Origin of the sequence: Nitratireductor sp. GISD-1A_MAKvit, assembly GCF_040819555.1 — a bacterium.
Classification (GTDB): domain Bacteria; phylum Pseudomonadota; class Alphaproteobacteria; order Rhizobiales; family Rhizobiaceae; genus Nitratireductor.
The window spans coordinates 3,225,980-3,241,700 of sequence record NZ_CP161920.1; the positions used below are offsets into that span (position 1 = coordinate 3,225,980).

General features: G+C 61.8%; 16 protein-coding genes. 12 read left to right on the top strand and 4 right to left on the bottom strand.

Annotated elements, in window-relative coordinates:
* Positions 1 to 153 precede the first annotated feature (153 nt).
* From ccoN to AB2N04_RS16895, 12 genes are all read left to right on the top strand, one after another.
* On the top strand, positions 154 to 1,794 hold the full coding sequence (gene ccoN / locus AB2N04_RS16840; protein WP_367715707.1) for a cytochrome-c oxidase, cbb3-type subunit I: 1,641 nt from the start codon (positions 154 to 156) through the stop codon (positions 1,792 to 1,794).
* Positions 1,795 to 1,806: 12 nt separating this feature from the next.
* The gene (ccoO, locus tag AB2N04_RS16845) at positions 1,807 to 2,538 is read left to right on the top strand and encodes a cytochrome-c oxidase, cbb3-type subunit II (RefSeq protein WP_367715709.1); all 732 of its coding nucleotides are present in this window, start codon (positions 1,807 to 1,809) and stop codon (positions 2,536 to 2,538) included.
* Between the two features lie 12 nt (positions 2,539 to 2,550).
* Positions 2,551 to 2,703, top strand: a complete 153-nt coding sequence (locus tag AB2N04_RS16850; protein ID WP_223004941.1) for a cbb3-type cytochrome c oxidase subunit 3 — start codon at positions 2,551 to 2,553, stop codon at positions 2,701 to 2,703.
* A 1-nt stretch (position 2,704) separates the two neighbouring features.
* Positions 2,705 to 3,571 carry a cytochrome-c oxidase, cbb3-type subunit III gene (gene ccoP / locus AB2N04_RS16855; RefSeq protein WP_367715711.1) on the top strand — a complete coding sequence of 289 codons (867 nt, stop codon included), beginning with the start codon at positions 2,705 to 2,707 and terminating at the stop codon, positions 3,569 to 3,571.
* Between the two features lie 140 nt (positions 3,572 to 3,711).
* Entirely contained in the window at positions 3,712 to 5,304 is a 1,593-nt protein-coding gene (gene ccoG / locus AB2N04_RS16860) for a cytochrome c oxidase accessory protein CcoG (RefSeq protein ID WP_367715713.1), read from the top strand.
* Positions 5,301 to 5,798, top strand: a complete 498-nt coding sequence (locus AB2N04_RS16865) for a FixH family protein (protein WP_367715715.1) — start codon at positions 5,301 to 5,303, stop codon at positions 5,796 to 5,798. Before ccoG ends, AB2N04_RS16865 begins: the two co-directional genes overlap by 4 nt.
* Entirely contained in the window at positions 5,795 to 8,050 is a 2,256-nt protein-coding gene (locus AB2N04_RS16870) for a copper-translocating P-type ATPase (RefSeq protein WP_367715717.1), read from the top strand. Before AB2N04_RS16865 ends, AB2N04_RS16870 begins: the two co-directional genes overlap by 4 nt.
* The gene (gene ccoS / locus AB2N04_RS16875) at positions 8,047 to 8,214 is read left to right on the top strand and encodes a cbb3-type cytochrome oxidase assembly protein CcoS (protein WP_367715719.1); all 168 of its coding nucleotides are present in this window, start codon (positions 8,047 to 8,049) and stop codon (positions 8,212 to 8,214) included. Before AB2N04_RS16870 ends, ccoS begins: the two co-directional genes overlap by 4 nt.
* 73 nt (positions 8,215 to 8,287) lie before the next feature.
* Entirely contained in the window at positions 8,288 to 8,701 is a 414-nt protein-coding gene (locus AB2N04_RS16880) for an OsmC family protein (RefSeq protein WP_367715721.1), read from the top strand.
* 87 nt (positions 8,702 to 8,788) lie between these two features.
* Positions 8,789 to 9,586 carry a 3-oxoadipate enol-lactonase gene (gene pcaD, locus AB2N04_RS16885; protein WP_367715723.1) on the top strand — a complete coding sequence of 266 codons (798 nt, stop codon included), beginning with the start codon at positions 8,789 to 8,791 and terminating at the stop codon, positions 9,584 to 9,586.
* Between the two features lie 40 nt (positions 9,587 to 9,626).
* Positions 9,627 to 11,699, top strand: a complete 2,073-nt coding sequence (locus AB2N04_RS16890) for a 3-hydroxyacyl-CoA dehydrogenase NAD-binding domain-containing protein (protein ID WP_367715725.1) — start codon at positions 9,627 to 9,629, stop codon at positions 11,697 to 11,699.
* Positions 11,700 to 11,739: 40 nt separating this feature from the next.
* Complete coding sequence (locus AB2N04_RS16895) at positions 11,740 to 12,078, top strand: TIGR01244 family sulfur transferase (protein WP_367715727.1); 339 nt, start codon at positions 11,740 to 11,742, stop codon at positions 12,076 to 12,078.
* 86 nt (positions 12,079 to 12,164) lie between these two features.
* Here the strand turns inward: AB2N04_RS16895 and AB2N04_RS16900 are convergent, their stop codons facing one another.
* The 4 genes from AB2N04_RS16900 to AB2N04_RS16915 all read right to left on the bottom strand — a co-directional run bounded on the left by AB2N04_RS16900 (position 12,165) and on the right by AB2N04_RS16915 (position 15,636).
* The gene (locus AB2N04_RS16900) at positions 12,165 to 12,428 is read right to left on the bottom strand and encodes a hypothetical protein (protein ID WP_367715729.1); all 264 of its coding nucleotides are present in this window, start codon (positions 12,426 to 12,428) and stop codon (positions 12,165 to 12,167) included.
* 126 nt (positions 12,429 to 12,554) lie between these two features.
* Positions 12,555 to 13,877: a TRAP transporter large permease gene (locus tag AB2N04_RS16905; RefSeq protein WP_367715731.1), complete on the bottom strand. Its 1,323-nt coding sequence runs from the start codon at positions 13,875 to 13,877 to the stop codon at positions 12,555 to 12,557.
* Positions 13,874 to 14,404, bottom strand: a complete 531-nt coding sequence (locus AB2N04_RS16910) for a TRAP transporter small permease (protein ID WP_367715733.1) — start codon at positions 14,402 to 14,404, stop codon at positions 13,874 to 13,876. Before AB2N04_RS16910 ends, AB2N04_RS16905 begins: the two co-directional genes overlap by 4 nt.
* Positions 14,405 to 14,586: 182 nt before the next feature.
* Complete coding sequence (locus AB2N04_RS16915; protein ID WP_367715734.1) at positions 14,587 to 15,636, bottom strand: TRAP transporter substrate-binding protein; 1,050 nt, start codon at positions 15,634 to 15,636, stop codon at positions 14,587 to 14,589.
* Positions 15,637 to 15,721 lie beyond the last annotated feature (85 nt).

The window sequence follows — 15,721 nt, forward strand, 5'->3', positions numbered from 1 at the left end:
ACCATTCCCTGTTTTCCAGTGCGCGTCTTTTCATGCGGCAGCCCCATTGGCTTTGACGCAGATCAAGGCGCCGCCGGCCCCATTGCCCGAAGTGTGACGCGTGAGAATCGGGGAACGGATTCCCGCAAGCTTTTCTGAACTGGGGAAACAGCAATGAGATTTGGCACCGAGATCGTACTGGTCAGCCTGGCTGCGTTTGCAGCGCTGGCCGCTGCGGGTCTGGCGCAGGATTCAGCCTTTCAGGCCCATATGTGGGTTCTGTTCTTTGTCCTGCTTGGATCGGCGATCGTATTGATGCGCAACACGAGCTTTGCGCCGGCCGGCGCAGCATCGATCCCGCTCAGGCAGGATACCGATGGCTATATGGATGGCCCGGTGCGTTATGGCGTCATCGCCACGACCCTGTGGGGCATTGTCGGGTTTCTGGTTGGCGTGCTGGTCGCGCTGCAGCTCGCCTATCCGGACCTCAACATCGAACCCTGGTTCAATTTCGGCCGCACGCGCCCGCTGCACACATCGGCGGTGATCTTCGCCTTCGGCGGCAACGCGCTCATCGCCACATCCTTCTACGTGGTGCAGCGCACCTGTCGGGCGCGGCTTTTCGGCGGCAACCTCGCCTGGTTCGTGTTCTGGGGCTATCAACTCTTCATCGTCATGGCGGCGACCGGCTATCTGCTCGGCATCACCCAGAGCCGCGAATATGCAGAACCCGAATGGTATGTGGATCTGTTCCTCACAATCGTCTGGGTCGCCTATCTCATCGTCTTCCTCGGCACGATCTTCAGGCGCAAGGAGCCGCATATCTATGTGGCCAACTGGTTCTACCTGTCCTTCATCGTCACCATCGCCATGCTGCATGTGGTGAACAATCTGGCGGTGCCGGTCTCGCCTTTCGGCTCCAAAAGCTATTCGCTCTTCGCCGGCGTGCAGGATGCGCTGACGCAATGGTGGTACGGCCACAATGCGGTGGGCTTCTTCCTGACCGCCGGCTTCCTGGGCATGATGTACTACTTCATCCCCAAGCAGGCGAACCGTCCGGTCTATTCCTACCGCCTGTCGATCATCCACTTCTGGGCGCTGATCTTCCTCTATATCTGGGCCGGTCCGCACCATCTCCATTACACCGCCCTGCCCGACTGGGCGCAGACGCTCGGCATGGTGTTCTCCATCATGCTGTGGATGCCCTCCTGGGGCGGCATGATCAACGGCCTGATGACGCTCTCGGGCGCGTGGGACAAGCTGCGCACCGACCCGATCATCCGCATGATGGTTCTGGCCGTCGCCTTCTACGGCATGTCCACCTTCGAGGGCCCGCTGATGTCGGTCAAGGCGGTCAACTCGCTGTCGCACTACACCGACTGGACCATCGGTCACGTGCATTCGGGCGCACTCGGCTGGGTCGGCATGATCACCTTCGGCGCGCTCTATTATCTCGTGCCGAAACTGTGGAACCGCGAGCGGCTTTATTCGCTGCGGCTCGTCACCTGGCATTTCTGGCTCGCCACCCTCGGCATCGTCGTCTACGCGGCCGTCATGTGGGTGTCCGGCATCCAGCAGGGCCTGATGTGGCGCGAATACGACGATCAGGGCTTCCTGGTCTACTCGTTCGCCGAAACCGTGGCCGCCATGCACCCCTATTATGTGGTGCGCGCGCTGGGCGGCGTTCTCTTCCTGCTCGGTGGCATCGTCATGGCCTACAATCTGGCCATGACCATCCTTGGCCATGAGCGCAAGGAAGAGCCGATCGGCGGCGCCGTCGCCCAACCCGCCCCTTCCCTTCAAAGTGCCGGTTAAGGAGCCCTGACGATGGCATTGCTGGACAAACACAAGATCATCGAAAAGAACGCCACGCTCCTTCTGGTGGGGTCGTTCCTGGTGGTGACAATCGGCGGCATCGTCGAGATCGTGCCTCTGTTCTATCTGGAGAACACAATCGAGAAGGTGGAGGGCATGCGCCCTTATTCGCCGCTGGAGCTCGCCGGTCGCAACATCTACATCCGCGAGGGCTGCTACACCTGTCACAGCCAGATGATCCGCCCCTTCCGCGACGAGGTGGAGCGCTACGGCAATTACAGCCTGGCCGCCGAATCCATGTACGATCATCCCTTCCAGTGGGGGTCGAAGCGCACGGGACCGGATCTCGCCCGCGTCGGCGCCAGATACTCCAACGAGTGGCATGTGGATCATCTGATCGAGCCGCGCTCCGTGGTGCCGGAATCGATCATGCCCAGCTATGCGTTCCTCAAGGACACGCCGCTCGAGATCAACGATTTCTCGACCGAGCTGATCGCCAATCTGCGTGTCGGCGTTCCCTATACGGAAGACATGATCGCCAACGCCAATGCGGATCTGCGCGCCCAGGCCGATCCCGACGCGGACACGTCCGGTCTGGAAGAACGCTATCCCAAGGCGGTGCTCGGCGATTTCGACGGCAATCCCGATGCACTCACCGAAATGGACGCGCTGGTCGCCTATCTGCAGATGCTCGGCACGCTGGTCGATTTCTCGACCTATGACGAAGCCGCCGGTTACCGCTGAGGAGAAAAGATCATGGAAGCCTATACCGCGCTTCGCCAGTTCGCCGATAGCTGGGGCCTTCTTTTCATGGCCGTCTTCTTCGTCGGTACGGTTCTTTTCGCCTTCCGCCCGGGAAGCAGAAAAAGCGCCGAGGAAGCCGCCCGCATTCCCCTGAAGGACGATTGAGATGAGTGAGAAAGAACATATCGACGAGGTCTCCGGCGTCTCGACCACCGGTCATGAGTGGGACGGCATTCGCGAGCTCGACAATCCCATGCCGCGCTGGTGGGTGTGGACCTTCTACGCCACCATCGTGTGGTCGATCGGCTACACCATCGCCTACCCGGCATGGCCGCTGATCAGCGACGCCACCAAGGGCGTTCTCGGCTATTCGAGCCGGCAGGAACTTACCACCACCATGGAGGCCGTCTCGGCTGAGCAGGCGGATTTGCGCGCAGCCATCGCCGAAAAGCCGCTGGATGAAATCCTCGCCGACGAAACGCTGCGCCGTTTTGCCACCGCAGCCGGTGACGCCGCCTTCAAGGTCAACTGCTCGCAGTGCCACGGGTCCGGCGCGCAGGGCTCTGCCGGCTACCCGAACCTCAACGACGACGACTGGCTGTGGGGTGGCGACATCGAGGCGATCCATCACACCATCGCGCATGGCGTGCGCTTCGATGGCGACGACGACACGCGCTTTGGCGAAATGCCGGCCTTCGGCGACATTCTGAGCCGTGAGGAGATCCGTCAGGTTGCGGCCCATGTGGTCTCCTTCACCGGAACACCGTCCGACCCGGCTCTGGCCGAAGCCGGTGCGCAGGTCTACGCCGACAATTGCGCCTCCTGCCATGGCGATGCCGGTCAGGGCGACGTGACCTTCGGCGCGCCGAACCTTGCCGATGCAATCTGGCTCTACGGATCGAGCGAAGCCGAGATCGCCGCACAGGTGCGCCAGCCCAAGCATGGCGTCATGCCGGCCTGGCAGGAGCGGCTTGGCGACCCGACGGTCAAGCAGCTTTCCGTCTACGTTCACTCGCTCGGCGGCGGCGAGTAGACACACCCACACGCACAGCTAATCCCGGCCACACAGGCCGGGGTTCGGCCTCGCAGCCTCCCGCTTTGATCGGGATCAATGCCCGAGATGTTTCCGGCCGCTAGACGATAGGCTCAAAGAGCAGTTTGCGAGCCGCAGAAATGACACTTGCCACCGAAAACGCAGCCAGCAGCACCGCCCCCCGGACCGTAGTCGAACGCATCGACGCCGAAGCGGTGAACACTGCCGGCAAACGCCAGCCGCTCTACGCTCCACGCAAGAAAATCTTCCCAAAACGCGCATCCGGGCAGTTCCGCCGCTTCAAGTGGATCATCATGTTCGTCACGCTCGGCATCTACTATCTCACCCCATGGCTGCGCTGGGATCGCGGGCCCTATGCGCCAGATCAGGCGGTTTTGATCGATCTCGCCAACCGGCGCTTCTACTTCTTCTTCATTGAGATCTGGCCGCAGGAATTCTTCTATATCGCCGGCCTGCTTGTCATGGCCGGCATCGGCCTTTTCCTGATCACCTCCACGGTGGGCCGGGCATGGTGCGGTTATACCTGCCCGCAGACGGTCTGGGTCGACCTCTTTCTCGTGGTCGAGCGCGCAATCGAAGGCGACCGCAATGCCCGCATCAAACTCGATGCCGCGCCGCTCTCCGCCAGAAAGCTCGTCAAACGGTCCGCAAAACACCTGATCTGGGTGCTCATCGCCGTGGCGACCGGCGGCGCGTGGGTCTTCTATTTTGCCGACGCGCCATCGCTTCTGATCGATCTTGCAACCGGCCAGGCGGCGCCCGTGGCCTACTTGACCATCGCCGTTCTCACCGCCACGACCTATGTGTTCGGCGGTCTCATGCGCGAGCAGGTCTGCACCTATATGTGCCCGTGGCCGCGTATTCAGGCCGCTATGCTCGACGAAAATTCGCTCACCGTCACCTACAATGACTGGCGCGGCGAGCCCCGCTCGCGTCACGCCAAGAAGGCGGCCGCCGAGGGCAAAACCGTGGGCGACTGCGTGGACTGCAATGCCTGCGTTGCCGTCTGCCCCATGGGCATCGACATCCGCGACGGCCAGCAGCTCGAATGCATCACCTGCGCGCTGTGCATCGATGCCTGCGACGGCGTGATGGACAAGCTCGGTCGCGAGCGTGGGCTCATCTCCTACGCCACGCTTTCCGATTACAACGCCAATATGGCGTTGGCGACAGCCGGCGGCACGGAAACCATCAATCCAGGCCGCGTGCGCCGGCAGGGTGGCGGGCTCTCGGAAAAGGTCGCGCATTTCCACTGGCGCAAGATCTTTCGCCTGCGCACCTTCGTCTATTTCGGCGCGTGGTCGCTCGTCGGCCTCGTCATGCTCTATGCCCTGCTCACCCGCGACCGGCTGGAGGTCAACGTGCTCCACGATCGCAATCCGCAATATGTCCTTCTGTCGGATGGCTCGGTGCGCAATGGCTATACGGTCAAGCTGTTGAACATGATCCCGGAACCACGCGTCATCCTCGTTTCACTCGAAGGCCTCCCGGGCGCAACGATGAACGTGGTCGGGCTCGACCAGCCGGACGACCGTTCTGCAGCCGTGCCTGTCGATCCCGACCGTCTGCGCGAGGTGCGCATTTTCGTCACCCTGCCGGCAGACCGGCTGAGCGCGGCAGACACCTCATTCCGCTTCGTCGTCGAAGACAAGGCAAGTTTCGAAAGCGATGTCTACAGGGCAAGCTTCAACATCCCGGAGGGTTCACGATGAGCGGCAAAGTGCAGAAACAGAAGGAATTCACCGGCTGGCACATGCTCGCCATCATGGTCGCCTTCTTCTGCGTCATCATCACGGTCAACCTGACCATGGCCTTCTACGCGCAGTCGAGCTGGACCGGCCTGATCGTCAAAAACACCTATGTGGCGAGCCAGACCTTCAACGAGCGCGCGGAGGAAGGCCGCCAGCAGGCAGCACTCGGCTGGAAGGGCGAGCTTTCCGTTGAAGGAGAAGCGATTACCTACCGCCTGCTGGATGCAAGCGGCGATCCGATTCCGCTGGACGCCGTCACAATGGTCATGCACCGCCCGGTCACCGCCGACGAAGACGTTACCCTTCATATGCAACGTCGACCCGATGGCGGCTTCGGCGTCGATCACGGTCCCGGAGACGGCACCTGGGTCATCAACATCGCTGCAGAAGCGGGGCTTGCCCATCCCTTCCGCGATGTGCGTCGCATCACCATTGCCGGTGGAGAACTCAGATGAGCTGCTGCGCCCCCGGCACCGAAATGGCGCTGGAAGCCGAACAGGCGCGTGAAGCCGGTCCACGCGCCGAAGAACTTGTTCTCGCGAGCCGTTCTGTCGGAGACGGGCTGAAACAGACCGATCTTTCCGTTCCCGGCATTCATTGCGGCGCCTGCATTCAGACAATCGAAACCGCCCTCGGCAGGCTCGATGGCGTGGCGGGTGCGCGCGTCAATCTCTCCACCAAGCGTGTCAGCGTGAAATGGCGAGAGGGGGCACTGCCGCCCATCATCGACACGCTGAACAGGCTCGGCTACGCCGCCCACCTTTTCGACAGTGTGGAAACCGGCAGGGACCCCGTTCTCTCCCAGCTCATCCGCGCCGTCGCGGTATCCGGCTTTGCCGCCGGCAACATCATGCTTCTTTCCGTCTCCGTCTGGTCAGGTGCCGAACAGGCAACGCGCGATCTCTTTCACTGGCTGTCCGCGCTGATCGCCCTGCCCGCGCTGGTGTTTGCCGGTGGCATTTTCTACCGCTCGGCCCTCAATGCGCTCCGCCACGGACGCATGAACATGGATGTACCCATCGCGCTTGGCATCTCGCTGGCCTATGGGCTCAGCCTCTACGAGACCGTCAACAGCGGCCAGCATGCCTATTTCGATGCGTCCGTTTCGCTTCTCTTCTTCCTGTTGATCGGCCGCACGCTCGACCACGTGATGCGCGAGCGCGCCCGCACCGCCGTAAAGGGGCTCGCGCGTCTCGCGCCACGCGGTGCACTGGTCATTGCCGCAGATGGTGGACGCGAATACCTGCCCTTGCCGGAGATCACGCCCGGCATGACGCTGATCGTGGCGGCCGGTGAACGCGTGCCCGTCGATGGCGTGGTCATAAGCGGCCTGTCTGAGCTCGACTGCTCCATGGCCACCGGCGAAAGCGCGCCGCAACCGGTAAGACCCGGTGCGGATGTGCGCGCCGGCATGCTCAACCTCACCCAGCCGTTGACCGTCGAAGCAACCGCCACCGCCGACACCTCCTTCCTTGCCGAGATGATGCGCCTGATGGAGGCCGCCGAAGGCGGGCGCGCGCGCTATCGCCGACTGGCAGACCGCGCCTCCGCACTTTATTCGCCCCTCGTTCATGCCACCGCCTTCCTCACCTTTCTGGGCTGGATGGTGGCAAGCGGCGACTGGCACCGCGCCATCACCATCGCCATCGCCGTGCTCATCATCACCTGTCCCTGCGCGCTCGGTCTCGCCGTTCCCATCGTTCAGGTGGTCGCCGCGCGGCGCCTTTTTGAAAACGGCATCATGGTCAAGGATGGCGCGGCGATGGAACGCTTCGCCCAAGTCGACACCGCCGTCTTCGACAAGACCGGCACACTGACGCTCGGCATCCCCGAACTGCGCAATGCCTTTGATGTCACACCGCAGGCGCTCGCCACCGCCGCCGCCCTTGCCGCGCATTCCCGTCACCCCTTATCGCGCGCCATTCTGCGCGCCGCCGGTTCGGTGCGAGCGACTGACGCGTTCGACAGTGTCGAGGAAATTCCCGGCCTCGGCATCGAAGCCCGCGCGGGCGAGACCGTCTGGCGGCTTGGCCGTGCAGGGTGGTCGCTCGGCAGCCCGAATGCGCATGAGAATCACGCGGGCGGCACAGTCCTTTCCTGCAATGGCGAGAAATATGCCACGTTCCGTTTCGAGGACCGGCTTCGCCCCGGGGCGAAAGAGGCAATTTCTCACCTGAAAGAAAACGGCGTCGCCGTCGAAATCATCTCCGGGGACAGCGCCGAACAGGTGAGCGACATCGCTGCCAGGCTGAGCGTGGATCACTTTCAGGCAAGCGTCCTTCCCGGCGACAAGCTTGAGCGCATGCGTGCGCTCGCTTCCGAAGGCCGCAAGGTTCTGATGGTCGGCGACGGGCTGAACGACGCCCCCGCCCTCGCCGCCGCGCATGTCTCCATGGCGCCTGCCACGGCGGCAGACATTGGCCGCAACGCCGCCGATTTCGTTTTCCTGCGCGAGACCATGCTGGCCGTGCCGCTTGCCCGTGACGTGTCGCGCCGCGCCGGCCGTCTGATCCGGCAGAATTTCGGCCTCGCCATTGCCTACAATGTTCTGGCCGTGCCGATCGCCGTTCTCGGCCATGTCACGCCGCTGGTGGCGGCCATTGCCATGTCGCTCTCTTCGCTGGTCGTGATCGGCAATGCGCTGCGCCTGCGCGCTGGCAGTCGTCACGGCATGACCGGGCAATCCCATGTCGAGGCAACGCAATGACCAATCTCGTGGTGCTGATCCCGATAGCGCTTTTTCTGGGAGCCGCCGGCCTCGCCGCCTTCCTCTGGTCGCTCAAGAGCGGCCAGTATGACGACCTCGACGGCGCGGCCGAGCGCATCCTGATCGAAGACGAGCCATCTCATCAGCGGGAAGACAGCCCCTGAGCCTCTGTCGCTGGACGCGGTCACGCCACATCACTACATGTGAGCGATCTGAATTGCCTTTCTGGAGTTTCACATGGCGATCCGCATCAAAGCAAAGACCTATGGCCCCTTCACCACAGCCATCGGCCCCGGCAAGGTGATCCATGTCGACACCGCGCCTAAACAGAATGTCGCCATCACCTCGCCTTCCACGGAAGAGGCTGGCACGCCCGTCGACTTCATGATCTCCGCGCTCGGTGCCTGCCTTGCTCTCTCCTTCCATCACGCCGCGCAGGAGATGAAGATCGATGTCGGGCAGGTCTCTGTCGAGGTTTCCGGCAAGAAGGCCGAGGATCTGCCCGACCGCATCGGCAGCTATGACGCCACCGTTTCGCTCGACACAATGCCCGGCGAGGAAGAGTGCGCGGAGCTCATCAAGCGCGCCAAGGCCCGCTGCACTGTCTCCAATTCGCTGAATGGCGAAGTCACCATGAAGATGGCGGGCTGACGCCGTTTCAATCTTCAAATCATTGACGACGCCCTCCCCTTCTCCCATACAGAAGCCGCCTTGCGGCAAACCATGGGAGGCAGGTGCATGAACTTCACGCGTGTGAACGGCGTCGTCATTCATCACGAAATACGCGGAACGGTCGGCAAGCCGGTTCTCGTGTTTTCCAATTCGCTCGGAACCGATTTTCGCATCTGGGATGCCGTCGTTGAACGGCTGGAAGCCGACTACCGCATCGTCCTTTATGACAAGCGCGGCCATGGTCTCTCCGAAGCCACGCCTCAGCCCTATGCGCTGACGGATCACGTCGACGATCTCGCAGCCCTGCTCGGTCATCTCGACATCACAGGCGCGACCATCGTCGGCCTGTCCGTTGGCGGCATGATCGCGCAGGGGCTTGCCGCGCGCTGGCCGCATCTCGTCTCCCGCCTCGTGCTCTGCGACACGGGCCATAGAATAGGCCACGACGATCTGTGGAACAGCCGGATCGATGCCGTAAACGAAAAAGGCATCGCATCCATTGCGGACGGTATTCTCCAGCGCTGGTTCACGCCCTCTTTCCGCGCACCGGACAACGATGCTTTCGTCGGCTACACGGCCATGCTCACCCGCACCACGGTCGATGGCTATGCCGGCACGTGCTCGGCCCTGCGTGACGCCGATCTCACCGAATCCACCCGCGCCCTGAAGCTACCCACGCTCTGCATCGTCGGCGATCAGGACGGCTCAACCCCACCCGATCTGGTGCGGGAACTCGCGGACCTCATCGAAGGTGCCCGCTTCGAAATCATTGCAGATGCCGGCCACCTGCCCTGTATCGAACAGCCCGAGGCGACTGCCGCCCTGATTGCAGATTTTCTGCGCGAAACAACACCCAACGCCTGAGCCGCCGCGCCCCGCATATAGGATGACAAGAGGACTCTGAATGAGCGACACCGTAAAGATCACCCGCGACAATGGCATTGCCGTCCTCACCCTCGACAATCCGCCGGTCAATGCACTCGGCCACGCGCTGCGCGCACCGCTCTTCGAGGCGCTTGGCGAGATGAATGCAGACGATGCGGTTCAGGCCATCGTCATCACCTGCGCGGGTCGCACCTTCATTGCCGGTGCCGACATTTCCGAGTTCGGCAAGCCGCCGAAGGAGCCAAGCCTTCCCGACCTGATCGAAAAGCTGGAAAGCATCGACAAGCCCACCATCGCCGCGATCCATGGCACCGCACTTGGCGGTGGGCTGGAGCTGGCACTCGGCTGCCACTACCGTATTGCAGACAGGTCCGCGATGATCGGCCTGCCCGAGGTGAATCTCGGCCTCATTCCCGGTGCCGGTGGCACGGTGCGCCTGCCGCGTCTGGTCGGGCCAGAAGCCGCGCTGAAGATGATCGTTTCCGGAAAGCCCATCGGCATGGGCGAAGCCGCCCGGCTCGGTGCCGTCGACCGCGTGGCCGAGAGCGACCTTCTGGCCGAGGCCGTGGCCTTCGCCCGCGACATGGCGGCATCCGGGAAGCCGCACATCCATATCCGCGCGCGCACCGAAAAACTTGCCGTCGAGCTCGCCGCCTTCGATGAGGCCGTGAAGGCAGCGACGAAAAAAGCGCGCGGTCTCATCGCGCCGCACACGGCGGCAGAAGCCGTCCGCAACGCCATCACCATGGAGTTCGACGCAGCACTCGACCGCGAACGCGAGCTCTTTCTGGAGCGCCGCGACAGCGAAGAATCCGCCGCCCAGCGCCATCTCTTCTTCGCCACCCGCGAGGCAACCCGCGTGCCCGGCATTCCCCGCGAGACCGAGGTACGAAAGATCGCGCGCGCCGGCGTCATCGGTGCCGGCACCATGGGTGCGGGCATAGCGATGGCGCTCGCCAATGGCGGCATTCCCGTCACCATTCTGGAGATGAACGAGGACGCCATCGCGCGCGGTCTCGCCCACATCGACAAGACCTATTCGGGATCGGTAAAGCGCGGCTCCATCACGGCTGAGGAAAAAGAGGCCCGCACGGGGCGCATCTCCGGCACCACCCACTATGCCGACCTTGCCGATTGCGACATCGTCATCGAGGCCGTGTTCGAGGATATGGGCGTCAAACGCCAGGTCTTCACCGCGCTCGACGGCGTGCTGAAGCCCGGCGCCATACTCGCCTCCAACACTTCCTATCTCGATGTGAACGAGATCGCCGCCACCACGAAGCGTCCGCAGGATGTGGTCGGCCTCCACTTTTTCTCGCCCGCCCATGTGATGAAACTTCTGGAGATCGTGCGCGGCGAAGAGACAGCCCCCGATGTCATCAAGACGGCGCTCGCGCTCGCCCGAAAAATCGGCAAGGTTCCGGTCGTGGTCGGCGTGTGCAACGGCTTTGTGGGCAACCGCATGCTCGCCGCCCGGCGCGAGCAGAACGAGGACCTGCTCCTTTCCGGCGCGACGCCCGAACAGGTGGATAAGGTTTTCACCGATTTCGGCTGGCCCATGGGTCCGTTCCAGATGGTCGACCTCGCCGGTCTCGACATCAGCTGGAAGCACCGTCAGTCGCAGGGCCTAACCGCCCCCATCGCCGACACGCTGTGCGAGGCCGGCCATTTCGGCCAGAAGTCCGGGCGCGGCTTCTATCTCTATGAGGAAGGCTCCCGCACACCAAAGCCCGATCCCTTCGTTCAGGAGCTTATCGAGAAGAAGGCCGCCGAGCTTGGCATCGAACGCCGCGAAGTCAGTGCGGATGAAATCACCGAGCGCACCCTCTACCCGATGATCAACGAGGGTGCAAAAATCCTCGAAGAACGCATCGCCGCCCGCGCCTCCGACATCGACGTCGTCTGGGTCAATGGCTATGGTTTCCCGGTCGCCAGGGGCGGGCCGATGTTCTGGGCCGAGCGCTTCGGCATCAAGACCATCGTCGAGCGGCTGGAGCACTGGCACCGAAAGACCGGCAATCCCGTCTTCGAGCCCGCTCCCATCCTGCGTAAGCTCGCGCTGACAGGCGGTGGATTCGGCGATCTCGTCTAGGCAATTGCGCCCCTATAACGTGTCACAAGTGAGGAAAACCATGGATATCAAGAAGATCTCGGACGACTACGCGGTGTCACCGCAGATCGCACCCGAAGATATCGCCGCCATCAAACAGGCCGGATACAAGAGCATCGTCTGCAACCGGCCGGACGGCGAGGATGCCGGCCAGCCCGCGGTCGAGACCATTTCAAAGGCTGCCGAAGAAGCGGGCCTCGCCTTCCGCCATGTGCCGGTCGTCTCCGGTGCCATGACGCTCGACGATGTGACAGACATGGCAGCGGCCCTCAAGGAACTGCCCGGCCCGGTCTTCGCCTATTGCCGCAGCGGCACGCGCTCGGCCAATCTCTACGGCATCATCCGCGAACGCGGTCTTTGAGGGTTAGTATCGATCGCTATCGGCTGCGGAGATAAGTAGACCGGCTTCCGGCCTCCTCACTCCGCTGCTCTATATTGCGTTTTAAGCTACTTCTTATCATCGAAAGCGCTTATGTTAGAAAACAAGTACCCGATAAATGCGCCAACAAGCGCAGCACTTGTTTCCCCACCGATGTAATTTCCAGTTGCTAAAATAACAATCCCAGGGATGAACATCGCTGCAGCCGTAAATTGAACAATACGAACACCAATACCCTTTTGTGTATATTTTCTGTTTAAGAACACTACCAATATGACGAGTGGGAACACAATTGCCGATAAAATTTGAACCCACGCGATTGCGCACTCCATATTTTCTCCCCCTACCTATAATTTTAGTACGTTTTAATATTAAATAAAAATTAACGCAATAATAGATTAATATTTACCTAACACGACTTCATTATTAAAAATTTTATGCGTATAAATTCACCCTCATCAGTAAAGCCAGCGCATCAGGAACAGCGAGATCGCCGGGAAGAGCGTCAGGAGCGCCACGCGCACAATGTCGCTGATCACGAAGGGCATCACACCACGATAGGTGGCCGAGATCGGCGTGTCCTTCGCCATTGAATTGAGCACGAAAAGGTTCATGCCCACCGGCGGCGTGATCAGCCCAACCTCCACCACGATCAGAACGAGAATGCCGAACCAGATGGCAAACTCTTCCGGCCCCAGCCCGAAATCGAGAACCGTCACGATGGGGAAGAAGATCGGGATGGTGAGCAGGATCATCGACAGCGAATCCATAACGCAGCCAAACACGAGATAAAGCAGCAGGATCAGCGTCAGCACCATCCACGGGCTGTAACCCTGCTCGCTCACGAATGCCGCCATCTGCTGCGGCACCTGCGCCAGCGCCAGAAACGAGTTGTAGAAGCCTGCCCCCAGCACGATGAAAAAGATCATCGCCGTGGCGGTTGCCGTGGCGAGGATCGATTCCACAAACGTCTCGCGGGTCAGCCCGCCATTGACGAGCGCGATCAGCCCGGTGCCGGCGGCCCCCACGGCAGCGCCTTCCGTCGGTGTGAAAACGCCAAGATAAATGCCGCCGACAACCGCCAGAAACACCACCAGCACCGGCCAGACATCGAGCAGCGCCCGCATCCGCTCCGAATAGGGTGCGCGCTCGCGCGTTCCGGCCGAGTCCGGCCACAGCCGCACATAGATCGAGATCGCCAGCATATAGCCGAAGGCCGCCAGAACGCCCGGCACGAAAGCGGCGACGAAAAGCTTGGCAATGTTCTGCTCGGTCAGGATCGCATAGATGACAAGGATCACCGATGGCGGAATGAGAATGCCGAGCGTGCCGCCTGCCGCCAGCGTTCCCGTGGCCAGCGCGCCGGAGTAGCCGTAGCGGCGCAGTTCCGGCAGCGCCACCTGGCTCATGGTGGCTGCCGTCGCCAGCGACGAACCGCAGATCGCACCAAAGCCCGCACACGCACCCACTGCCGCCATGGCAACACCGCCGCGCTTGTGCCCCATCCAGGTTTCAGCCGCCTTGAACAGCGCCCGCGACATGCCGCCCAGCGTTGCAAACTGCCCCATCAGCAGAAACAGCGGAACGATGGAGAGCGAGTAGCCGGAAAAGGTCGAATAGGTTTCGTTCTTCAGCTTGGCGAGCACAGGCGTGACATTGCCGAAGACGATCCAGCTTCCGCCCAGCCCGCACAGGAGCATCGCCAGACCGATGGGCAGGCGCAGAAAGATAAGAAGCAGGAGAAGCGGAAAGGACCAGAGGCCGATTTCAAGATTGGTCAATGGACGCTCCCCTCTCCCGGCCTGGGCATGGGCGTGCCCACCTTGAGTTCGCGATAGCGCACGAGGATCATGTAGAACGATATGATCACCGCAATGACCGCTGCCACAAAACAGGCCGCATAGGGCCACCACAGCGGAAACTGGAGAATGAAGGTGGTCTCGCTGTAGCTCAGCTTGTCGAGCATGCCGTAATAGAGCTGGCGCGCGATCAGAACCAGCACCAGCGTCATGATGATCTCGGTCACCAGATCGATCACGTGGTTCACGCTGGCGGGCAGAAATGTGGTGAAGATGTCCACCGTGGCATGGCCGCGATTGAGCTGACACCAGGGCAGAAATGCGAACACCGCAAAGCCGACCCCGGCCTGCACGAGTTCGAAGTCACCGGGAACCGGGCCGAGACCGAGAAACACCAGCGCGCGGCCGGTGATGCTCGCAACGGTCATGATGATGACCGCCGCCAGAACGATGCCGCCCAGAATGGCCATCACCCTGGCCAGCCAGACAACGATGATCGATAATCTCATGCCCCGTCCCGTTCCATCTCGCGTCCCATGGCGTTCCTGCCTGGTTTTGTCATTGTTGCGCCGGGCCTGAAAACGTTAGCCAGCGGTTGCTGCCTTCGCAAGCTTGGCCTCCACACAATAGCGTGTCCCAAAAAACGGGGCAGGCCTTGCAGCCTGCCCCGTCTCATCTGGTCGGTTCAGCCTCACTGACTGGTGTATTTGTCGATCAGGGCACGGGCCTCGTCGATCAGCATCTGACCGTCGATCCCCTTTTCCTTCATCTCGGCCACCCACTGTTCGTAGACGGGGGCCGCCGCCTCTTTCCAGGTCTCGGTGTCTTCGGCGCTGATCTCGATGATGTTGTTGCCACGATCAACGGCGATCTTCCGGCTGGGAACATCCGCACCTGCCTGCGTCTTTCCGGCGAACGCCGCAAATTCCTGACCGGAATTGTCGTCGATCACCTTTTTCAGATCATCGGGAAGGCTGTCATACTTCGCCTTGTTCATCGCCAGCACAAAGGTGGTCGTATAAAGCGCGTGGTCGCCGCCAAACTCCGTATGGTTCGACACCAGCTCCGGCACTTTCAGCGCCGGCGTGACTTCCCACGGGATAACGCAGCCATCGATCACGCCCTTGGAAAGCGCCTCGGTGATCTGTGGCACCGGCATGCCCACCGGGGTCGCGCCAAGCTGGCCGAGCAGCGAGTTGATGATGCGCGTGGGCGCACGAACCTTCATGCCCTTCAGATCGTCAAGCGTCTCGATCGGCTCCTTGGAGTGAAGCATGCCGGGGCCGTGAACCCAGACACCCAGCACATGGGTGTCCTTGAACTCGGTGTCCTTCATGTGCTTTTCGAACAGGTCCCAATAGGCGCGCGAGGTCGCCTCGGCATTGGTCATCATGAAGGGGAGTTCAAACACTTCAGTCGAGGGGAAGCGGCCCGGATTGGAGCCCGGCAGGGTCCACACGATATCCACGATGCCGTCACGCGCCTGATCGTAGAGCTGCGGCGGCGTGCCGCCAAGCTGCATGGCGGGATAGCGCTCGATCTTGATGCGCCCGCCCGATTCCTGCTCCACCTTGTCGGCCCAGGGGTCGAGCACCAGCTTTGGCACATTGGCCTGCGGCGGCAGGAACTGGTGCAGCCTGAGCGTCACCTCCTGCGCCAATGACGAAGCCGAGGCCCCGATGAGCCCGGTTGCCGCAACGGCAGCCGCCAGGGCCAGTTTTCTGACGGAAAATGGTTTCATGCTTATCCTCCCGATTGCATGTCCCGAAACGTCCGTAATGACGCTCTATATTCTGCGGCAGCGCCGCGCCCAGCTCTTCCCAGGC